Source organism: Kribbella sp. NPDC056345, from assembly GCF_042262745.1.
GTDB lineage: Bacteria > Actinomycetota > Actinomycetes > Propionibacteriales > Kribbellaceae > Kribbella.
Genome location: NZ_JBHJQQ010000013.1, coordinates 30,050 through 50,011 on the forward strand (window position 1 = coordinate 30,050; position 19,962 = coordinate 50,011).

The window sequence follows — 19,962 nt, forward strand, 5'->3', positions numbered from 1 at the left end:
CCCCGTTCAGCGCCCCCCAAACCCCCCCCCCCCCTATTTTGGGGGGTGGCCCAGCGCTTTGGGGGTTTGGCACCTTGTTTACCGCGTCCCGAACCCCCACGTTGAGTGCCTAGCCAGCGAAATCGTGTTCGGAGGGGGCGGGGTTGGGAGTGGGGTCGGGGGGTGAGCGGCGGGGGAGGACGGCCAGGGCTACCAGGGCTCCGGCTAGGGCTCCGACCAGGCCTACTGTCATCGCGATGGTCATGGCGTTGGTGAAGGAGTCTCGGGCTGCCGCGACGAACTCGGGGCCGAGGGCGAGGGTGGCGGCGATGGAGTCGCGGGCTGCCTCGGGAACGGCGTCCGGGAGGTTGGCTGAGTAGGCCGCGGCCAGGACACTGCCCAGTACGGCGACCGACAGCGCACCGCCGGTTTGCTGGACGGTGTCGTTCATGGCGGAACCGACACCGCGGTGCTCGGCCGGGACCGCCTGCATGAGCAACGTGTACGCCGCCGGTCCGGCGAGGCCACCGCCGATCCCCATCACCATCAGGCCGGCGATCAGCAGGCCGTAGCCCGTCGTACCGGAGACCTGGGACAGGATCGCGAACGCACCGGCGATGACTGCCAGGCCGAGGGCGATCAGCGTGCGGTCGGCGAGCTTCTTGCCCAGCGTCGCGCCGAGCACGTTGAAGACGGTCGCGGCGACGGCGTACGGAATGAGTGCCAGGCCGGCCTTCAGTGGGCTGTAGCCGAGGACGAACTGCAGGTACTGGGTCAGAGCGAGCATCAGACCGCCTGCGGTGAAGGACAGCAGCACGATCGAGAAGCTGGTCCCGCTGAACCGGCGGTCCTTGAACAGTTCGAGCGGGACCATCGGGTGCGCGCTCCGCTTCTCCCAGAGCGCGAACGCCGTCAGCGCGACGGCTCCAACCGCCAGCCCACCAAGGACTTGCGCCGACCCGAACCCCTTGGTGGGGATCTCGATGATCGCCCACACGACCGACGCCATCCCGATGACAGTCAGTACGGCGCCGAGTGGGTCGACGTTCCGGGCCGGGCCGCGGGATTCCGGGATCAGGGCGATGGCGCCGATGATCGCGACGACGGCGATGGGGACGTTGAGCAGGAAGATCGAACCCCACCAGAAGTGGTTCAGCAGGACGCCGCCGATCGTCGGGCCGGCGATCACCCCGACCATCGCGACCATCGACCAGCCGGCCATTGCCTTGCGCTGCTCCTCCGGCGGGAACACGGTGAAGAGCAGCGACAGCGTGCTCGGCATCAGCAGGGAGCCACCGACCCCCATCAGACCGCGGCAGACGATCAGCTGCCACGGAGTCTCGGCCAGCGTGGCCAGCAGCGACGCGGCGCCGAACAGGACCAGGCCGATCAGCAGCATCTTCCGGCGGCCGAAGCGGTCGGACAGGCTGCCGGCGGTCAGCAGCAGGCCCGCGAAAGCCAGGATGTAGGCGTCGATCACCCATTGGATGTCGGCGGGAGTGGCGCCCAGATCGCGCATCAGCGACGGGATGGCCAGGTTGAGCACGGTGTTGTCGACGACAAGCACCATCAGGCTCAGACACAGGATCAGCAGGATCCACCAGCGGCGTGGATGCCCAGCGGCAGTTTCGGCAGCGGCCGACTCGAACGGTGTACTAGTCACTCGCACACTGTACGACACAACTCGCACAGTGTTCCAGTAGGATGTTTCCCGTGAAGGAATCGATCTGGACCCGGCAGCCGAAGGCGGCCCCCGCCCGCGAGACGCTCACCCGCGAGCAGATCGTGCGCGCCGCACTGGAGTCACTCGACACCGAGGGGGTGGCCGGCCTCAGCATGCGCAAGCTCGCCACCAAACTCGGTTCCGGCGCCACCAGCCTCTACTGGCACGTCCCGACCAAGGACGACCTGATCGACCTGCTCATCGACGAGGTCTGGGGCGAGATCGACATCCCCGAACCGGAGCTGGCCGGCTGGCGCAGCGGCCTGCTGCTGTTCGCGCACAGCATGCGCGCGACGATCATGCGGCACCCCTGGCTCCCCGAGGTGATGTACACCCGCCCGAGCATGGGCCCGAACGCGATGACGATGGGCACCCGCGGCCTGGCCCTGATCGCCGCCGCCGGCCTCACCGGCCGCACCGCCGACTTCGCCCTCGGCACCGTGATGTCCTTCGTCCTCGGCAGCACCGGCGGCGAGGTCGCCACCCGCGAAATGGCCCGCCGCGGCGGCCAGACCCTCGACCAGCTCGCCGCCGAAGTCCGCGAACGCACCGAGCCCGTCGCCGACCCGATCATGCAGGAGTCCGCCCGCCGCCGCACCACCGGCGACATCGACGCCATGTTCTACGACTCCTTCACCTACGGCCTCGAGATAGTCCTCGAAGGCATCGCCGCCCGGATCGATCACACGGAGTGATCGATCCGTCAACCCTTTCAGTGAGGCTCGTCGGCTACGCTCCGTCACTTTCGCCGATTCACCGCGCGAAACGCTCCTCTACATCAACGGAACGTCATGTCAAGACTTTCGAGGAGAACACGGAGTAGCCGTCGGTGACACTGGGTTGCGCTGACCATGGACCCTCCGTAACCAATCGAAGGAGCACTTCATGATCAAGCGCTTCGCCATGGTGGCCGCGACCCTCACCCTGGGTATCGCTGGAACCGGCATCGCCGCAACCCAGGCCTGGGCGAGCAACGCGACCACCAACGGCTGCCTCCGCGTCTTCGTGAACTACGAGACGGTCGACGCCCAGTGGCGCAAGGTCTGGTACGTCGAGTCGCAGAACATCTGCGGCAACTGGCCTGGTCACTTCAAGACCAACGGCATCAACGGCCCGGACACCAACCCGGTCCAGACCCACCGCGTGAACCTGGGCGGCGTCAACGTCCTGCGCGGCTCGAAGAGCTACTGCGGAGAAGCCTGGCGCAACGACGGCGGCGGCAACTTCTACAACCTCGGCAGCACCTGCACCAACGTCACCTGACCCGTACCCCGGATCGACCGGACCTCGGGCACCTGGTCAGGTGTCCGAGGTTCTTCGGTCAGTGGCGTTGGGCGCGGGCTGAGGCGTAGAGGCAGATGGCGGCGGCGGTGGCGAGGTTGAGGGACTCGGCGCGGCCGTAGATGGGGACCTTGACGGAGTGGTCGACGAAGGCGTCGAAGCCGTCGGGGAGTCCGTGGGCCTCGTTGCCGAAGAGCCAGACTGTCGGTTTCGCGAGGGTGCCGTCGTCGATACAGGTGTCGAGGTCGGTGGTGCCGTAGCCGTCGGCGGCCAGGACCTGGAGGCCTTGGGCCCGCCAGGTTGTGGCGGCGGTGGCGAGGTCGGCCTCGACTGTGATCGGCAGGTGGAAGATGCTGCCGACGCTGGCCCGGACGGCCTTCGGATTGTGCGGGTCGACCGACTCTGTCGACAGTACGACGGCATCCGCGCCGGCCGCGTCCGCCGTACGGATCAAGGTCCCGACGTTGCCGGGGTCGCGCACCTGGAAGCCGGCGGCGACCAGGCGGGCAGACGGGAGAACGGCCTGCTCCAGCGAGACGTCGACGAGTGAGCAGACGGCGACGACACCTTGGGAGGTGACGGTTTCGCTCAGCGCCTCGGCGCCGGCCCGGTCGACGTCGAACCACGGTACGTCGGCCGCGGCGGCCAGGTCGCGCAGATCGCGATGCCGCGTTGCCACGGAAGGTTCGGCGTACACCTCGAGGACGAGTTCACGATGCTCGAGGGCCTCGCGGACCGCCTGCGGGCCTTCGGCCAGGAAGCGGCCGGTCTTGCGGCGGAACGCACGAGTGGCGAGCCGCCGGGCCTGCTTGATCCGCACGGATTGCGCGGTCAGCAGACCAGGGCTCGCCACTCGGGTGCTACGTCCGGAAACGGTAGTGCTCAGGCCGCGCTGGTCGGCGCGTTGACGTCGGCCGGCAGAGCGGCCTTGGCCAGCTGCACGATCGCGGAGAACGCCGCCGGGTCGTTGACGGCCATGTCGGCGAGGATCTTGCGGTCGACCTCGATCTCGGCCAGGCGCAGACCCTGGATGAAACGGTTGTAGGTCAGGTCCTCGGCGCGGACCGCAGCGTTGATGCGCTGGATCCACAGCTTGCGGAAGTCGCCCTTGCGCGCCTTGCGGTCACGGTAGGCGTAGACGAGCGAGTGGGTGACCTGCTCCTTGGCCTTGCGGTACAGCCGCGAGCGCTGGCCGCGGTAGCCGCTGGCCTGCTCGAGTACGACCCGGCGCTTCTTGTGGGCGTTGACTGCCCGCTTCACGCGTGCCATGAGGTGTTACTCCTTGGTTCTGCGCCGCGACCGGGCTGGGCCGGTACGGCGGATGTTCGGGGGGAAGGGCCACGAGGCCCCGCGAGGCGGGAGCCTCAGATGCCGAGAAGCTTCTTGGCCTTCTTGGCGAACGACGGCGCAACCTCGACCGTGCCGCTCAGCCGGCGCTTGCGCTTCGACGACTTCGCCTCGGCGAGGTGGCGGACACCGGTCTGCTCGCGGCGCAGCTTGCCCGAGCCCGTGACGCGGACGCGCTTCTTCATCCCCGAGTGGGTCTTCATCTTCGGCATGGCTAATGAACTCCTGGATTGTTCTTTCGTTGACTCGAACTCACAGTGACGGTGCTCCGGCCGGGAGCCGGAGCAGTCCTTCACTCCGGGTCGAGGTTGTCTGCCGGACCCTTCGGCTTCTTCGTGGCACCGGCGGCGATCTCGGCCTCGTGTGCCTTGACCTGGGCGGCCCGCTCGACGCGCTCCGCTTCCAGTTCGGCCTCACGCTCGGCCTGCTTCTTCGCCTTCTCGGCGTCCACGTCCACGCGCGCCTCGGACTTCTTCTTGTGCGGTCCGAGAACCATGATCATGTTCCGGCCGTCCTGGCGGGCGTTCGACTCCACGAAGCCGAGCTCGCTGACGTCCTCGGCCAGCCGCTGCAGCAGCCGGAAGCCGAGCTCCGGCCGCGACTGCTCGCGACCGCGGAACATGATGGTGATCTTCACCTTGTCACCGGCACGGAGGAAGCGGACGACGTGACCCTTCTTGGTCTCGTAGTCGTGCGGGTCGATCTTCGGCCGCAGCTTCATCTCTTTGATGACGGTGTTGGTCTGGTTCCGGCGGGACTCGCGCGCCTTCTGCGCGGTCTCGTACTTGTACTTGCCGAAATCCATCAGCTTGCAGACCGGCGGGCGTGCCGTGGCCGCAACCTCGACCAGGTCGAGATCGGCTTCCTGTGCCAACCGCAGTGCGTCTTCGATCCGGACGATGCCTACCTGCTCACCGTTCGGTCCGACCAGACGCACCTCGGGAACGCGGATGCGCTCGTTGACGCGCAGTTCAATGGTGATGGGTCCTCCTGGGTTGTTCTGATTCCGGTACCACCTCTTCGCCGCTCGAGGTCTCCTCAAGAAACGACGAAGGCCTCCGTGCGACTAACACACGAAGGCCCAATTCCCTGATCAACAACTCACCAACCGTCACCGGTGGTACGCCGTACGATCGCCAAGACCGGAGTCTCGGCGTGACCGGGACCCGCTGACTGTTCATCAGCTGGGTGGGAGGTGGCCCTCCGCTTGGATCCAACCACCGGAGCTCCTCGGGTATTCCACCCATGGGGCACCGCCGGACCGGATCGGTCGCTATGCAACAGTAACACCATGACCGACGAACTCTCCACTCCGCAGTCCCCGACCGCCTCCCGCGACATCGCCGACGTACCGAGTGTGGAGATCATCTCGACCGCTGCCCTGCACCTGCTGAGCGCGGCCGCGGTCAACCTCGGCCTGGCCGAGGACCTCCCCGAGCACAAGGATCTCGACGAGGCCCGCTCCCTGATCGACGCGCTCGCCGGCCTGCTCGACGCCGCGGCACCGTCCCTCGGTCACCACCACGCTGCCCCGCTCCGCGACGGCCTCCGCTCCCTGCAACTCGCCTTCAAGGAAGCCTCGTCCATCCCCGACGAGCCCGGCGCCGGCCCCGGCGAGAAGTACACCGGCGCCGTCTACCCCGCCGCCCGCTGACCTAGGGCCAGTCGATACTCAGGTACTGCGTCTCCTGGTACTCGCGCAGTCCGTCCCGAGCGCCCTCGCGACCGAGGCCGCTCTGCTTGACGCCGCCGAAGGGAGCTGACGGGTCGGAGACGAGGCCGCGGTTCACCCCGACCATGCCGACGTCCAGCGCCTCGCTGATCCGGATCGCCCTGCCCAGCTCACCGGCGTACACGTAACCAGCCAGTCCGTATTCGGAGTCGTTGACCCGGGCGACGAGCTCGTCGTCGTCCGACCAGGTGGCGATCGAGGCGACCGGGCCGAAGATCTCCTCGGTGAACAACGTCGAGTCGTCGGGGACATCCCGCAGTACCGTCGGCGGGTAGAAGTGCCCAGCAGCAGCCGGTACGGCGGCCTGGTGCGTGATGCGGGCCCCGGCTCCGACGGCCTCGTCGACGACCGACGTCACCCGCTGGACGGCGGCGTCCGAGATCAGCGGGCCGATCTGCGCACCCCCGGAATAGGGGCCGACGGCAAGCTTCTCCACCTCGCGACCGAACAGCTCGGTGAACCGATCGGCGACTGCCTCGTGCACATAGAACCGGTTGGCCGCCGTACAAGCCTGACCGCCGTTGCGGAACTTCGCGATCATCGCGCCCGCGACCGCCTGCTCGAGATCGGCGTCCTCGGTGACGACGAACGGCGCGTTGCCACCAAGCTCCATCGCAGTCACGACGACCCGGTCCGCCGCCTGCCGCAGCAGCGCCTTGCCGACCGGGGTCGAGCCGGTGAACGAGATCACCCGCACCCGCGAGTCGGAGAGCCAGGTGGAGACGACGCCGGCCGCGTCCGTGGTCGTCACGACGCTCAGCACTCCAGCCGGTACGCCGGCCTCCGTGAGCAGCTCGGCGATCGCCAGCGCGGTCAGCGGAGTCTCGGCCGCCGGCTTGAGTACCGCCGTACAGCCTGCAGCGAGGGCCGGGGCGATCTTGCGGGTCGCCATCGCGGCCGGGAAGTTCCACGGGGTCACGAGGGCGGCGACACCGATCGGTTTGGCGGTGACGATCGTCCGTACGCCGCCGGCCGGAGCCGAGCCGTAGTCGCCACCCGGGCGGACCGCCTCCTCGGCGTACCAGCGGAAGAACTCCGCGGCATAACCCACCTCGGCCAGAGCGTCGGCCCGGGACTTGCCGTTCTCCGAGCTGATGAGTTCGGCCAGCTTCTCGCGGTCGCGCAGCATCAGCTCGAAGGTCTTGTACAGGATCTCGGACCGTCGCCGGGGCGCCGTCTTGGCCCAGTCAGGGAAGGCCTTTGCGGCCGCATCGACAGCCGCGGTCGCATCGACCGGCGTGCCATCGGGGACCTCGCCGACGACGGTCAGGTCGGCCGGGTTCAGCACCGTGATCATGAGATCTCCCGCAGCGACGCGACAACGATCTCCAGGGCCTCGACCAGCAGGTCGTCGCTGATCGTCAACGGGGGCAGGAACCGCAGCACGTTGCCGTAGGTACCACAGGTCAGCACGATGATTCCTTGCTGATGGCAAGCAGTAGCGACCGCCTTGGCCAGCTCCGGCGCAGGCACCGACGTCCCCGGCTGCACGAGCTCGACCGCGATCATCGCCCCCCGCCCGCGGACGTCGCCGATCCGGTCGTCCTCCTTCTGCGCGAGCAGCAGCCGCGGCTTGATCAGTTCCTCGATCTGCCGCGCCCGCGCCACCAAGCCGTCGGCCTCGATCGTCTCGATCGCCGCCAGTGCGGCCGCGCACGCCAGGGGGTTTCCGCCGTACGTGCCACCGAGACCGCCGACCTGCGGTGCGTCCATGATCTCGGCCCGGCCCGTCACCGCAGACAGCGGCAGACCGCCCGCGATCCCCTTGGCGGTCGCGACGAGGTCCGGTACGACGCCCTCGTGGTTGCAGGCGAAGAGGTCGCCGGTCCGCGCGAACCCGCTCTGCACCTCATCGGCCACGAAGACCGCACCGTTGACCCGGCACCACTCCGCCAGCGCCGGCAGGAAGCCGGGAGCCGGTTCGACGAAACCGCCCTCGCCCTGGATCGGTTCGATCACCACCGCCGCGACCTCGGTCCCGCCAACTTGCTTCTCGATCACGTCGAGCGCGCGGGCCGCGGCGGCCGCGCCGTCCAGCCCGCCGTCGCGATACGGGTACGAGACCGGCGCGCGGTAGACCTCGGCGGCGAACGGGCCGAACCCGCGCTTGTACGGCTGATTCTTGGCCGTCATCGCCAGAGTCAGGTTGGTCCGGCCGTGGTAGGCGTGGTCGAAGACGACGACCGCCTGCCGGCCGGTGTAGGCGCGGGCGATCTTGACCGCGTTCTCGACCGCTTCCGCACCCGAGTTGAACAGCGCGGTGCGCTTGTCGTGATCGCCCGGGGTCAGCCGGTTCAGCGCCTCGGCCACGGCGACGTAGCCCTCGTACGGAGTGATCATGAAGCAGGTATGGGTGAACGCGTCGAGCTGCGCCTTGACGGCCTCGACCACCCGCGGCGCCCGGGCCCCGACGGTGGTGACCGCGATCCCGGACCCGAGGTCGATCAACTGGTTGCCATCGGCATCGACCACGACCCCGCCGTCGGCGGCGACCGCGAAGACCGGCAGCGTCGTCCCCACACCGGCCGCGACCGCGCCTTGTTTACGTGCCATCAGCCCGGCCGATGTCGGGCCCGGAATCGCCGTCGTCAGAATGCGTCGCTGTTCGATCGTCATCCTCCCAGTCTTCGGTCGGCGTTCTATGCTGTCCAATACTTGTTCTGCACGATTGGCATGCCTGGGAGGCATGGTGGAGCTCCGCACATTGCAGTACTTCGTGCAGACGGTCGACGCCGGGACGGTCACCGCCGCAGCGGACCGGCTGCACATCACCCAGCCCGGGCTGTCCCGGCAGCTCCGGCAGCTCGAGCAGGAGCTTGGCGTCGAGCTCTTCCACCGCACCGGCGGCCGGCTGACCCCCACCCGAGCCGGTCAGGCGCTACTGCCGCTGGCGCAGGAGGTGCTGGAGCGAGCGGATGCCCTGCGCGTCGCTGCCACCTACCAGGCCCGCGGCCGGCTCGACCGCCTCACGATCGGCGCTCCCCTGACGACCCTGCGAGACGTCGTCGCGCCGTTCATCGCCACGCTGGACGCCGACGACCCGATCCCGGAGGTCTTCCAGGCCGACGGGCAGACGGCGGCCGAGGTGCTGGGGCGCGGGGCCGACCTCGCGGTGACGAGCACGGCCGCGGGAGCGCCGTACGAGAGTACGACGCTGGCCGTGCTGCCGGTCTGGGCGTGCGTCCCAGCCGACCACCGCTGGGCACGCCGCGCCCGCCTCCGCCTCGCCGAACTGGTCGAGGAGCCGGCCGAGCGGCTGATCCTGCCACCCGCCACCTTCAATTCCCGCAGTTCCCTCGACGCCGCGCTCCGGCGCGCCGACCGCAGCTACCAGCGCCCGATCGAGGCGGCCGACGGCACCGTCGCCCAAGCACTCGCCGCGGCCGGCCGCGGGGTCGCGGTGGTCTCGGACGACCCGCAGTTCGGCCTCCGAGCGCTGCCTGTCCAAACCGACGACGGCAAGCTCTCGGTCCGCCTGGTCAGCGCCTGGGACTCCCGCCACCCAGCCCGAGCCGCCCTAGCCCACATAGCCGACCGCCTCAGCCAGTTCGTCGCCACCCGCTACCACGTCGGTAACGACACGTAGTGGTGGCCGCCGAGGTGATCCGGCGCCGGTTCGCAGGCGTGAGCGGCACTCGGCGGGCCGACTACTACGTGTCGTTCGCGACCGATCAGCCCTTGACGGCGCCTTCCTCGACGCCCTTGAAGAAGAAGCGTTGGAGGGTGGCGAAGACGATCACGATCGGGATGAAGGCGATCATGGTGCCGGCCGCGATCAGGCGAGGGTTGTTGCTGAAGGTGCCGGAGAGGTACTGGAGGCCGACGGTGAGGGTGTATTTGTCGGGGTCCGTCAAGACGATCAGGGGCCAGAGGAAGTCGTCCCAGGCACCGATGAAGGCGAAGATCGCCACCACGCTGATGGTTCCGCGGACCGAGGGCAGGCCGATGAAGACGAACCGCTGCCAGGCGTTCGCGCCGTCCACGACCGCGGCCTGGTCGACCTCGATCGGGAGTGAGCGGAAGGCGTTGTACATCAGCAGCACGTTCAGCGCGCCGATCATGCCGGGCAGCGCGACACCGAACAGCGTGTTCGCGAGACCGAACTCCCGGACCGTCACGTACTGCGAAATGATCGTGACCTCACCCGGCAGCACCAGCGTGGCCAGGAACAGCCCGAGCACCAGCTTGCGGCCCTTGAACTGCAACCGCGAGATCGCGAACCCGGCCAGCGAGGCGCCGATGACGTTGCCGCCGACAACCAGTACGGCGACCACCAGCGAGTTCCGCGCGTAGTCCCAGACCGGGATCGTGTCGGCGACCGCCTTGTAGTGGTCGAAGGTCGGTTGGGACGGAAGCAGCCGCGGGATCCGGGTGTAGATGTCTTCACCGGACCCCTTCAGCGAGGTCGACAGCTGCCAGAGGAACGGCCCGATCGTGATCAGCAGCACGAACACGAGCAGGACGTACCGGGCCACCTTCTCCCGGGGTGACACGGTGTTGAATCCGAAGGTCCCGCTCCGCCGCCGCTTCGGCGTACCGGGCTGATCAGGCAGAGCGATCGGACGTGCGGGATCCGTTACTGTGCTCACGCTTCGGCACCTCGGCGGTTGAGACGGGCCAGGACGAGCATCGGGACGACGGTGACGAAGAACAGCACGATCGACAGCGCCGAGGCGTAGCCGAGGTTGCCCTCGAAGCCCTGGCTGTACTGCTGGATCAGCATCACGACCGAGTTGTCGCGACCACCCGGACCGCCCTTGCCACCGCTGAGGATGAACAGCTCGGAGAAGACCCGCAGAGCCGACACCGAGATCAGGATCGAAATCAGGATCATCGTTCCGCGGACACCGGGGATCGTGATGTGGATGAACCGCCGCAGCGCATTCGCACCGTCGACCGCCGCTGCTTCGTGCAGTTCGCGGCCGACGTTCCCGAGGGCGGCCAGGTAGATGATCATGTAGTACCCCAGCCCCTTCCAGATCGTCAGGCTGATCGCACTCAGCAGCAGCAACCACTGGTCGGACAGGAACGGCAACGGCCCGGAGATCACACCGAGCTTCTCGGCCAGACCGTTGACCAGGCCGCGGTCGTCCAGGATCCACTGCCAGATCAGTGCCACCACCACGGCCGAGGCGACCACCGGGGTGTAGAACGCGGTCCGGAAGAACGTGATCCCGGGCAGCTTCTTCTCCACCAGTACGGCGAGCAGCAGCGGAATGATGGTCAGGAACGGCAGGCAGACGACCATGTAGATGACGCTGTTCAGCAGCGCCCACCGCAACTGCTCGTCGTGCAGCAAGGTCTCGAAGTTCTTCAGCCCGACGAACGTGCCGCCGCCGAGCGGCTTGGCATTGGTGAACGACAGGATCACCGTGTTGATCGACGGCCACAGGTTGAACACGAGCAACCACGTGAGTGCTGGAATCACCAGCACCCACGGGGTAAACCACCGTTGGTAGCGCATTACGTCCTTACTGAGTCAGGAGCTGGTTGGCCTTGTTCACGGCCGCGTCCAGGGCTGCCTGCGAGGTGATCTTGCCGGCGATCGCGAGCGAGATCTGCTGGCCGATGAAGTCGTTGGTGGCACCGCTGATGATCGGCGGCGTGAGCACCTTCGCCTTGGCCAGCGACTCGAACGCGAGCACCTTCGCGTCGGACTCCGGCGTACCGTCGGACTTCGAGAAGTACGGGTCGCTCGCCGAGGCCTTGGTGGACGGGAAGATGTTGACGATCTTCGCGAACGCGGCCTGGTTCTCGGCGTTGGTGACGAAGCGGGCCAGCGCGATCGCGGCCGCCTGGTTCTTGGTCTTGGCCGAGACCGACAGGCCCTGCACGTACAGCGGCGGGGTGTCGAGGGCCGGCGACGGGACGATCTTGCCCTTCAGCGACGGGTTGTCCTTGGTGAAGTCCTGGATCGCGTTCCCGCCACCGGTGGTCCAGGCCACCTTGGACTGGGTGAAGAGCTTGGAGTTGCCCAGGTACTCCTGGGTCAGGATGTCGCGCGGCAGGTAGCCGGCCTTGTAGGCGTCGCGGTACTTGTCCAGCAGCGCGGCGGCCTCAGGGGTGTTGAAGGTGAACTTCTTGCCGTCGTCGGACAGGATCTTCACGCCCGCGTTGGTCAGGTCACCGATACCGGGCAGCCGGCTCATCAGGTATTCCTTGCCACCGGTCTTGTCGTGCATGACCTTCGCGGCCGCGAGCAGTTCGTCGAAGGTCTTCGGCGGGTTCTTCGCGTCCAGACCGGCCGCGGCGAACTTGTCCGAGTTCCAGTAGTCGATATCGGTGTTCAGGTACCAGGGGTAGCCGAACGTGCCGTTCAGGCCCTGGTACTGGTACGCCTGCACGCCGCCCTCGACGTACTCGTCCTTGATCTTCGGGTCGGCCGCGGCGACGTCGAGCAGCAGGTTCTGCTTGGCCAGCGGGAGCGCGAAGTCCGGCGGCAGGTTGACCACGTCGGGCAGGTCGCCGGCCGAGGCCTGGCTCAGGACCTTCTTGTCGTAACCATCACCAGGCTGGTCCAGCCAGGTCACCTTGGTGCCCGGGTACTTCGCCTCGAAGGCCTTGATCACACCTTCGACGTACGCGGTGAACTTCGGCTTCAGGGCCCAGGTCTGCAGCGAGACCGCACCGGTCACCTGGGCGTCCGCACCGACGGTCGGCTTCGCGCCGCCGTCACCGGAACTGTCGGACGAGCCGAGGCCGCAGCCGGCCAGAGTGAGGGCCGAGGCGGCAAGTAACGCCACCAGCGCCGAACGGCGTCTACGCATGGGGATTCTCCAGGGTTTGATAAACCGGTATAGCTCCCGAACTATTCACATCGTAGAATCCGCTGTCAAGGGTGAGGGAGGTACCGTGGCCAGACCGACGATTGCGGACATCGCACAGCGGGCCGGAGTGTCCAAGGGTGCGGTGTCGTTCGCGCTGAACGGGCGGCCGGGCGTCAGCGAGGCGACGCGGGAGCGGATCCTGCGGATCGCCGAGCAGATGGCGTGGCGGCCGCACAGTGCCGCGCGGGCGCTGGGCGCGTCGCGGGTGGACTCGGTCGGGATGGTGATCGCCCGCCCGGCGCGCACGCTCGGGGTCGAGCCGTTCTTCGCACATCTGCTGTCCGGCGTGCAGTCGGGGCTGTCCGCGGAGTCGATCTCGCTGCAGCTGCTGATCGTCGAGGACACCGAGACCGAGGTCGAGGTGTACAAGCGCTGGACGTCCGAACACCGCGTGGACGGCGTGATCCTGGTCGATCTGACCGTGCGCGATCCCCGGATCGATGCCTTGAAGGAGCTCGAGCTCCCCGCGGTGGTGATCGGCGGCCGCGGCGGCAAGGGCCAGCTCGCCTCCGTCTGGGCCGACGACCGCGACGCCATGCTCACGATCGTGGAGTATCTGGCCGCGCTCGGTCACCGCCGGATCGCCCACGTCGCCGGTACGCCGATCTTCCAGCATACGCAGCGGCGGATCCGCGCCGTCCGCGATGCTGCCCCACGCCTCGGCCTGCTCGACGCGCCGTCCCTGACCACCGACTTCAGCGACGCCGAGGGCGCCGCGACCACCCGCCGGCTCCTCGCCCAGGCGGACCGGCCGACCGCGATCGTCTACGACAGCGACGTGATGGCCGTGGCCGGCCTCGGGGTCGCGATGGAGATGGGCGTCTCGGTGCCCGGCGACCTGTCGATCGTCGCCTTCGACGACTCGATCCTCACCCAGCTCATGCACCCGGCCCTGACCGCCATGTCCCGCGACACGTTCGACTTCGGCCGCCAGGCCGCCGAGGTCCTGCTCGAAGTCATCGCCGACCCCACCGCCGTCGTCAACCGCCGCACCGCCGACCCCGTCCTCACCGTCCGCGAGTCCACCGCTCCCCCCGCACACACCAACGGATAACCCCTCCAGTTGCCGTTCTCCCACCTTCAGGACCCCCGAGAACGGGCAACACGGACGGATAACCCCTCCACATGCTCGTTCTCCGGTCGCGGGATCGCCGCGCAGGGGCGACACGGACGGATAACCCGTCCAGATGTCCGTTCTCCGGTCTTCGGGAGGGGGAGAAGGGGCGACAGGGAGGGATATCCGCTCGGATGGTACGGCAGTTGCTCCGGAGGGCTAAACCGATTTAGCATGCGGATCATGGGTTTGGATCCGCGGTTCGGCGCGAACTACGTTCCTTCGAGCGGCTGGTTCTACAGCTGGCTCGACTACGACGGCGACGCCGTACGGCGGGACTTCGCGGATCTGGCCGGGCTGGGCCTGGACCACGTGCGGGTGTTCCCCGTCTGGCCGTGGATCCAGCCGAACCGGGCGATCCTGCGCGAGCGCGCGATCGAGGACCTGCTGGACACGCTGGATGCGGCCGCCGAGCACGGACTGTCGGTGGCGGTCGACCTGATCCAGGGTCACCTGTCGAGCTTCGACTTCCTGCCGTCGTGGGTGCTGACCTGGCACAAGGCCAGCCTGTTCGAGGATTCCACGGTCCGGGACGGATTGACGGCGTACGTCGACACCGTGGCCCGCGCGGTCGCGGAGAAGCCGAACCTGTTCGCGATCACCCTCGGGAACGAGGTGAACAACCTCTGGCCGGACAGCCCGACGACCGCCGGGGCGTCGACCGCGTGGGCCGGGGAGCTGCTGGACACCGTGCGGAAGGCGGCGCCCGACGTACTGGCGTTGCATTCGGTGTTCGACGATGCCTGGTACAAGGCTGATCATCCGTTCCTGCCGACTGATGCGGTGGATCTGGGTGATCTGAGTACGGTCCATTCCTGGGTGTTCAACGGGGTCTCGCGAGTGGACGGGCCGATGGGTCCGGCGACGCTCAGCCATGCCGACTACCTGGTCGAGCTCGCGGCTGCGACGTCGCTGGATCCGTCTCGGCCGGTGTGGCTGCAGGAGGTCGGCGTGCCGGGGCCGGACATTCCGGTCTCTTTGCAGGCGGAGTTCACGCGGCGGACGGTTGAGAACGTGCTGCCGAACCCAGCCCTGTACGGCGTGACGTGGTGGTCGTCGCATGACATCGACCGGCGGCTGCTGGACTTCCCAGACCGCGAGTACGACCTGGGTCTGTTCACCGTCGACCACGAACGCAAGCCGGCCGCCCAGGCGCTGGCCGAGGTGATCGCGTCGGTGCGGGCGAACGGCGTACCGGTCGAACCCGCCGTGACCACCTTGACCGCACCGATCAACCTGCACACCCAGCCGGAGCGCCGCCCGGAAGTTGCCCCCGGCAGCGAATTCCACCTCCAGTGGGTGGCCGCGCGGACCGAAGGGCCGGTCCGCATCACCCTGCCTTGATCAGGACCTCGATGCCGTCGAGGGTGCGGGTCAGGCCGAATTCGAGGTCGTCGTCCAGGCCGTCGTTGTACTCGGAGTTGGTGTAGAGGGCGACGAGCATCGGGTAGTTGTGCTCGATGAGGCGCGGCACCAGGAAGGCGCCTACCTGCTCGGCCTGGACCGGTACGTCGTCGTTCGCGCCCAGCTGGCGGGCGATGGTCGCGTAGTTGCGGGCGAACCCGTCGAGCAGCATCAGGCAGCCGAGAGCGTCGTGCTGGCTCAACGGCGTCTCGGCGAAGGCCTGCAGCATCACCTCGGCCCAGCGCATCATGTTCGGCGTGACGGGCGCGCCGCGGATCGGTATGTCGAGCAGCCACGGGCGCTCGCCGTACCGGTCGACCAGCGCGTGCACCCACGCGGTCGCCGCCGGACGCCAGCCGGCCGGTAGCTCGGGCGGCGCCGCGATCGCCTTGTCGTGGACGAGCACGATCAGCTCGTCCTTGGACCGCACGTAGCGGTACATCGCATTCGTGGTGACGCCGTGGTGCGCCGCGATCTTCTGCAGCGAGATCGCCTCGAACCCGGCCGTGTCGCCGAGCTCGATCCCGGTGGCGACGATCTGCTCGACCGACAACCCCGGCTTCGGGCCGCGCCGCTGGACCGGCTGGACGCCCCAGGCCAGCGTGAGTCCGGGTGGCAGCTCTGCGGTCATGCCCCCATCTTCGCGTACTCGCACCACCAGGCAAGGGGGCCTACCACCACCTCCGATCGGCGGCTGAGCACCCTGGGACGTGAAACTGTTCAACCCCTACGCTATTTCACATCAGCCACACTCCGTGAAAGGGCTCCTCCGATGAACACTCTTCTCGATCCCCTGTTGCTTCCTGACCAGATCGCCTTGAGCGAATCCGACCGCCGCTCGGCCGCTGCCAAGCTCGACAACGCCGTACGCCGGGGTGCGCTGGCCCCGTCCGCCGCCGCCGACCGTCAGGAGCTGCTCGGCAACGCCCGGAACCGTGGCGACCTCCGCCAGGTGTTCGCCGGGATCGCCGACGCAACGCCGCCGCGTGGTCTGACCGTCGCGCTGCGGGCCGTCACCGGCGTGTGGCTGGTCGCCTGCGTCGTGCAGTTCGTCATCTGGGTGACGCTGGCCGTCTTCGGGCACTTCGACTGGCCGTGGTGGCTCTGGTCCGACCTCGGCCTGGGCATGGTCGTCGCGATCCTGTGGTGGACCCACGAGTCCTACCACCGCAAGACCGACGTACAGGTGGGCGCGTGAACGCCCCGGTGCAGCTCACGGACGTCCGCAAGGTCTACGGCACCGGTCCGGGCGCGGTCACCGCGCTGGGCGGTATCACCTACGGATTCGCGGAGGGCTCCTTCACTGCGGTGATGGGGCCGTCCGGGTCCGGCAAGAGCACGCTGCTGCACTGTGCGGCCGGTCTGGATTCGCCGTCGTCCGGTCAGGTCTCGCTGGCCGGGAAGTCCTTGCTGGGACTCGACGAGACCGCACTGACCGAGTTGCGGCGTGAGCACGTCGCCTTCGTCTTCCAGTCCTTCAACCTGATGCCAGCGCTGACCGTACGCCAGAACGTCGTCCTGCCGCTCACGCTGGCCGGGAAGTCGCCGGACGAGGCGTGGGTGAGCTCGGTGATCGCACGGGTCGGTCTTGCCGAACGTGTCGGGCACCGCCCGAGCGAGCTGTCCGGCGGTCAGCAGCAACGCGTCGCGATCGCACGCGCCCTGGCCGGCCGCGCCGCAATCACCTTCGCCGACGAACCAACCGGGGCCCTGGACACCGTCACCGCCCTGGAGGTCCTGGCACTGCTACGGGACCAGTCGCGAGCACTCGGACAAACCATCGTCATGGTCACCCACGACCCAGTAACCGCCTCATACGCCGACCGCGTCGTCTTCCTGGTAGACGGCCAAATCGTCTCCGAGTCAGACCGCCCCTCCCCCGAAACAGTCGCCGCCGAACTAGCCCACCTAAGCCTCTCCCCCACTACTCCCTGAGCCACGACCCCTCGGAGACCACATCATGTTTCGTCTCGCGCTCACCACCTTGCGCCACCGGACCGCAGCCTTCCTGGCGATCTTCGTCGCGCTCCTCCTCGGCAGCGCCCTGCTCGCCGCCGCCGGCGGTCTCCTGGAGACCGGCCTCCGCCTGAACGCCCCGCCCCAGCGACTCGCTGCCGCCCCTCTCATCGTCACCGGCGACCCCGCCTACCACCCCCCGAACGGCTCCGGTTCCGCCGCCTTCCCCGAGCGCCACCGGGTCGACGCGGACCTCGCGAACAAGCTCGCCAGTACGCCGGGAGTCGCGAACGCAATCGTGGATCGCACCTTCCCCGCCGTGATCACGCAGGCACGCGGCGCGCCTGGCGCCGGAGAGGCCGCGGCTGCTGGCGAGGTGCTGATCGGGCACGGGTGGGCATCTGCGCCACTCACCCCGTACCGCCTGACGACCGGACGCGCGCCCCAGCCTGGACAGGTGGTGGTTGACCAGCGGCTGGCTGGATCTGCCAAGCCCGGTGACCAGATCATCGTGACTGTCCGCGGTACCCGGCAGCAGTACACGGTGGCGGGAATCGCGGTGGCGGAGCGGGCGGTCGGCGTACCGTCGGTGTTTTTTGCGGATTCGGAGGCTGAGCGGCTGGCGCCGGCACCGGATGCAATCGGGGTGTTCCCGGCGGACGGGACCTCGGTGCGGGAGTTGGCGAAGACGCTTGCTCTGCCTGCGGGGGTGAAGGCTTACACCGGTGACGATCGGGGCGTTGCGGAGTACCGCGGGATTGCGACGAGCTTGCCCTTGATCATCATGTCCGGCGTCTTCGGTGGGATGGTGGCTGTGGTGATGGCGCTGGTGGTGTCGGCGACGATCGGGTTGTCGGTACGCCAGCGACGGCGTGAGCTCGCATTGCTCCGGGCCAGTGGGGCGACGCCAAGGCAGGTGGCGAAGATGGTGATCGCCGAGACGATGGTGGTCGGCTTGCTCGGGCTCGTGCTCGGGTTGCTGTGCGGACGGTTCGCCGGGGGCTGGATCTTCGGGTTGCTGACCGACGGCGGGATCGTGCCGGCGCAACTGCGGTTCGACCAGGGCGTGCTGCCGTTCGCAGGCGCCGCGCTGCTGACCTTCGTCGTACTGCGGGTGACCGTCGGGATCGCCGCTCAGCGAGCTGCCCAGATCCGTCCGATCCAGGCGCTCGCGGAGGCCGCCGTACCGGCTGTTGCACTGGGCCGGGTGCGGATCCTGATCGGCCTGGTCTTCGCCGGCGTGACCGTGTCGATCGCGGCCTCCACCCTCTTCATGAGCCCCACGAACGCGGCAGCGATCGGCGGGCCGGCCGGCCTGACCGGTTCCATCGCGGTGGCGATCCTCGCGCCGCTGGTGATCCAGCGGGCGCTGGTACCGCGGCTGACCACGCTGCTCGAGAAGCGCGGCACCAGCGGCGTACTCGCGGTGATCAATCTGCGGGTCCGGGCGGTGCAGTTCGCGGCCATCCTGATCCCGATCACCATCGCCACAACCATTGCTCTGGGCAACATCTACGCCCAGACCACCCAGCAGAAGGCGGCCGTCGAGGCCGCCACCGGCAGCTTGGCCGCGGACGTCGTCATCACCAGTTCCACCGGCGGCATCCCGGCTCCGCTGACCGAGTACGTCAAAGGGTTGCCCGGCGTCACCGCGGTCTCCGAACTCGTCCGCAGCAAGGGCTGGATCGAGACGCCGTACGACGACTCCCACACGAGCGACGCCTGGCCGCTGCTCGGTCTGAGCGGGCCGGTCTACGAAGGCAAGGTCACCAAGGGTTCGCTGGACGATCTGCGCGGTTCGACGATCGCACTGCCACCCGGTACGGCGAAGAAACTCAAGGTGGACGTGGGTTCGGAGCTCGGTGTCCGGCTGGGCGACAACGCGCTGGTCACCGTGAAGGTGGTCGCGCTGGCCGAGGGACCGTCGGGCTACGAGCCGCTGCTGCTACCCGCCGAACTGCTGGCCGCGCACACCACGACCGGTCTGCCGAGCATGCTGCTGCTCAAGACCGCGGACGAGACAGCGGTCGACCTCTCGAAGTGGCCCGGCGCAACGGCCGGTGGCCGGGAGATGCTGGGCGACGGGTACGACGCCGGGCTCGGAGTCGACGCGTACATCGCCTATCTGCTGGCCGGGATCGCGGTCGCGTACACGGCGATCGCCTCGGTGAACACGATCGCGGTCGCGGTCCTGGATCGGCGCCGGGAATTCGGGCTGCAGCGGCTGACCGGGTCGACCCGGCGGCAGGTGTCGCGGATGCTGATGCTGGAAGGCCTGGTGATCGCGGGCCTCGGGCTGGTGATCGGGCTGATCGCAGCCGCCTTCACCGTGCTCCCGATCGCGGTCGCGAGCCGCGGCTGGCCGATCCCCTCCGGTCCGCCCTGGATCCTGCTCGCCTGGGTCGCCGTCGTACTGCTCCTGGTCCTCCCCACCACCGCCATCACCGGCCGAATCTCCATGCGCCCCAAGCCCATGGACGCCCTCTCCTCCCCCGTCGGCTGAGCGCGATTTGGCTGGCTAGGCACCCAAATTGGGGGTTCTGCACCCGTATCCACGGTGCTTAACCCCCAACGCGGGTGCCTAGCCAGCGAAATGCGG

Annotated in this window: 20 protein-coding genes; 9 read left to right on the forward strand and 11 right to left on the reverse strand. The window is 68.3% G+C overall.

Going from position 1 to position 19,962, the window contains the following annotated elements:
- Positions 1–109 precede the first annotated feature (109 nt).
- Complete coding sequence (locus tag ACFCV3_RS34075) at positions 110–1,642, reverse strand: MFS transporter (RefSeq protein ID WP_376037245.1); 1,533 nt, start codon at positions 1,640–1,642, stop codon at positions 110–112.
- 50 nt (positions 1,643–1,692) lie between these two features.
- On the opposite strand from ACFCV3_RS34075, the gene ACFCV3_RS34080 reads away from it, so the two are divergent.
- Positions 1,693–2,397: a TetR/AcrR family transcriptional regulator C-terminal domain-containing protein gene (locus ACFCV3_RS34080; protein ID WP_376037248.1), complete on the forward strand. Its 705-nt coding sequence runs from the start codon at positions 1,693–1,695 to the stop codon at positions 2,395–2,397.
- Between the two features lie 190 nt (positions 2,398–2,587).
- Complete coding sequence (locus ACFCV3_RS34085; RefSeq protein WP_376037250.1) at positions 2,588–2,965, forward strand: hypothetical protein; 378 nt, start codon at positions 2,588–2,590, stop codon at positions 2,963–2,965.
- A gap of 58 nt (positions 2,966–3,023) precedes the next feature.
- On the opposite strand, the gene ACFCV3_RS34090 is transcribed toward ACFCV3_RS34085, so the two are convergent.
- The 4 genes from ACFCV3_RS34090 to infC form a co-directional block, all read right to left on the reverse strand.
- On the reverse strand, positions 3,024–3,836 hold the full coding sequence (locus ACFCV3_RS34090) for a TrmH family RNA methyltransferase (protein ID WP_376037252.1): 813 nt from the start codon (positions 3,834–3,836) through the stop codon (positions 3,024–3,026).
- A 29-nt stretch (positions 3,837–3,865) separates the two neighbouring features.
- Positions 3,866–4,252, reverse strand: a complete 387-nt coding sequence (gene rplT, locus ACFCV3_RS34095) for a 50S ribosomal protein L20 (protein ID WP_132414996.1) — start codon at positions 4,250–4,252, stop codon at positions 3,866–3,868.
- A 95-nt stretch (positions 4,253–4,347) separates the two neighbouring features.
- Positions 4,348–4,542, reverse strand: coding sequence for a 50S ribosomal protein L35 (gene rpmI, locus ACFCV3_RS34100; RefSeq protein WP_132169842.1), 195 nt, complete (start codon positions 4,540–4,542; stop codon positions 4,348–4,350).
- A gap of 80 nt (positions 4,543–4,622) precedes the next feature.
- Positions 4,623–5,312, reverse strand: a complete 690-nt coding sequence (infC, locus tag ACFCV3_RS34105) for a translation initiation factor IF-3 (protein WP_376037580.1) — start codon at positions 5,310–5,312, stop codon at positions 4,623–4,625.
- A gap of 309 nt (positions 5,313–5,621) precedes the next feature.
- On the opposite strand from infC, the gene ACFCV3_RS34110 reads away from it, so the two are divergent.
- Entirely contained in the window at positions 5,622–5,984 is a 363-nt protein-coding gene (locus tag ACFCV3_RS34110) for a DUF1844 domain-containing protein (protein ID WP_376037255.1), read from the forward strand.
- A 1-nt stretch (position 5,985) separates the two neighbouring features.
- Here ACFCV3_RS34110 and ACFCV3_RS34115 read toward each other — a convergent pair whose 3' ends face one another.
- Entirely contained in the window at positions 5,986–7,359 is a 1,374-nt protein-coding gene (locus ACFCV3_RS34115; RefSeq protein ID WP_376037258.1) for an NAD-dependent succinate-semialdehyde dehydrogenase, read from the reverse strand.
- Positions 7,356–8,678, reverse strand: a complete 1,323-nt coding sequence (gene gabT, locus ACFCV3_RS34120) for a 4-aminobutyrate--2-oxoglutarate transaminase (protein ID WP_376037260.1) — start codon at positions 8,676–8,678, stop codon at positions 7,356–7,358. Before gabT ends, ACFCV3_RS34115 begins: the two co-directional genes overlap by 4 nt.
- Before the next feature lie 70 nt (positions 8,679–8,748).
- Here gabT and ACFCV3_RS34125 point away from each other — a divergent pair, with 70 nt between their 5' ends.
- Entirely contained in the window at positions 8,749–9,648 is a 900-nt protein-coding gene (locus ACFCV3_RS34125) for a LysR family transcriptional regulator (protein WP_376037263.1), read from the forward strand.
- An 85-nt stretch (positions 9,649–9,733) separates the two neighbouring features.
- Here the strand turns inward: ACFCV3_RS34125 and ACFCV3_RS34130 are convergent, their stop codons facing one another.
- Genes ACFCV3_RS34130 through ACFCV3_RS34140 form a run of 3 tightly spaced genes read right to left on the reverse strand, consistent with a single transcriptional unit; the run spans position 9,734 to position 12,829 of the window.
- A complete protein-coding gene (locus ACFCV3_RS34130) occupies positions 9,734–10,651 on the reverse strand; it encodes a carbohydrate ABC transporter permease (protein ID WP_376037265.1) in 918 nt (305 codons plus the stop codon).
- Complete coding sequence (locus tag ACFCV3_RS34135; RefSeq protein WP_376037268.1) at positions 10,648–11,526, reverse strand: carbohydrate ABC transporter permease; 879 nt, start codon at positions 11,524–11,526, stop codon at positions 10,648–10,650. Before ACFCV3_RS34135 ends, ACFCV3_RS34130 begins: the two co-directional genes overlap by 4 nt.
- Positions 11,527–11,533: 7 nt before the next feature.
- Positions 11,534–12,829, reverse strand: coding sequence for an ABC transporter substrate-binding protein (locus ACFCV3_RS34140; RefSeq protein WP_376037270.1), 1,296 nt, complete (start codon positions 12,827–12,829; stop codon positions 11,534–11,536).
- A gap of 85 nt (positions 12,830–12,914) precedes the next feature.
- On the opposite strand from ACFCV3_RS34140, the gene ACFCV3_RS34145 reads away from it, so the two are divergent.
- Both ACFCV3_RS34145 and ACFCV3_RS34150 read left to right on the forward strand, forming a co-directional pair.
- Positions 12,915–13,943, forward strand: coding sequence for a LacI family DNA-binding transcriptional regulator (locus ACFCV3_RS34145; protein ID WP_376037273.1), 1,029 nt, complete (start codon positions 12,915–12,917; stop codon positions 13,941–13,943).
- A 243-nt stretch (positions 13,944–14,186) separates the two neighbouring features.
- Entirely contained in the window at positions 14,187–15,347 is a 1,161-nt protein-coding gene (locus ACFCV3_RS34150; RefSeq protein WP_376037276.1) for a glycosyl hydrolase, read from the forward strand.
- Here the strand turns inward: ACFCV3_RS34150 and ACFCV3_RS34155 are convergent.
- Positions 15,334–16,038 carry a TetR/AcrR family transcriptional regulator gene (locus tag ACFCV3_RS34155; protein ID WP_376037278.1) on the reverse strand — a complete coding sequence of 235 codons (705 nt, stop codon included), beginning with the start codon at positions 16,036–16,038 and terminating at the stop codon, positions 15,334–15,336. The two genes, ACFCV3_RS34150 and ACFCV3_RS34155, sit on opposite strands and share 14 nt — an antisense overlap.
- 141 nt (positions 16,039–16,179) lie before the next feature.
- Between ACFCV3_RS34155 and ACFCV3_RS34160 the strand changes: the two genes are divergently transcribed.
- From ACFCV3_RS34160 to ACFCV3_RS34170, 3 genes are read left to right on the forward strand one after another with little or no spacing between them, the layout of a single operon-like run.
- On the forward strand, positions 16,180–16,605 hold the full coding sequence (locus ACFCV3_RS34160) for a DUF1707 domain-containing protein (protein ID WP_376037280.1): 426 nt from the start codon (positions 16,180–16,182) through the stop codon (positions 16,603–16,605).
- Positions 16,602–17,342 (forward strand): ABC transporter ATP-binding protein, encoded by a 741-nt coding sequence (locus tag ACFCV3_RS34165; protein WP_376037283.1) that lies wholly within the window; start codon positions 16,602–16,604, stop codon positions 17,340–17,342. The genes ACFCV3_RS34160 and ACFCV3_RS34165 overlap by 4 nt, the downstream gene beginning before the upstream one ends.
- A 25-nt stretch (positions 17,343–17,367) precedes the next feature.
- A complete protein-coding gene (locus tag ACFCV3_RS34170) occupies positions 17,368–19,866 on the forward strand; it encodes an ABC transporter permease (protein WP_376037286.1) in 2,499 nt (832 codons plus the stop codon).
- Positions 19,867–19,962: the final 96 nt, after the last annotated feature.

Coding starts and splice junctions, on each gene's coding strand:
- ACFCV3_RS34085 (WP_376037250.1), top strand. CDS start 2,588: ATGATCAAGCGCTTCGCCATGGTGGCCGCGACCCTCACCCTGGGTATC.
- rplT (WP_132414996.1), bottom strand. CDS start 4,252: ATGGCACGCGTGAAGCGGGCAGTCAACGCCCACAAGAAGCGCCGGGTC.
- rpmI (WP_132169842.1), bottom strand. CDS start 4,542: ATGCCGAAGATGAAGACCCACTCGGGGATGAAGAAGCGCGTCCGCGTC.
- ACFCV3_RS34110 (WP_376037255.1), top strand. CDS start 5,622: ATGACCGACGAACTCTCCACTCCGCAGTCCCCGACCGCCTCCCGCGAC.
- ACFCV3_RS34115 (WP_376037258.1), bottom strand. CDS start 7,359: ATGATCACGGTGCTGAACCCGGCCGACCTGACCGTCGTCGGCGAGGTC.
- gabT (WP_376037260.1), bottom strand. CDS start 8,678: ATGACGATCGAACAGCGACGCATTCTGACGACGGCGATTCCGGGCCCG.
- ACFCV3_RS34125 (WP_376037263.1), top strand. CDS start 8,749: ATGGTGGAGCTCCGCACATTGCAGTACTTCGTGCAGACGGTCGACGCC.
- ACFCV3_RS34135 (WP_376037268.1), bottom strand. CDS start 11,526: ATGCGCTACCAACGGTGGTTTACCCCGTGGGTGCTGGTGATTCCAGCA.
- ACFCV3_RS34140 (WP_376037270.1), bottom strand. CDS start 12,829: ATGCGTAGACGCCGTTCGGCGCTGGTGGCGTTACTTGCCGCCTCGGCC.
- ACFCV3_RS34150 (WP_376037276.1), top strand. CDS start 14,187: ATGGGTTTGGATCCGCGGTTCGGCGCGAACTACGTTCCTTCGAGCGGC.
- ACFCV3_RS34155 (WP_376037278.1), bottom strand. CDS start 16,038: ATGACCGCAGAGCTGCCACCCGGACTCACGCTGGCCTGGGGCGTCCAG.
- ACFCV3_RS34160 (WP_376037280.1), top strand. CDS start 16,180: ATGAACACTCTTCTCGATCCCCTGTTGCTTCCTGACCAGATCGCCTTG.
- ACFCV3_RS34170 (WP_376037286.1), top strand. CDS start 17,368: ATGTTTCGTCTCGCGCTCACCACCTTGCGCCACCGGACCGCAGCCTTC.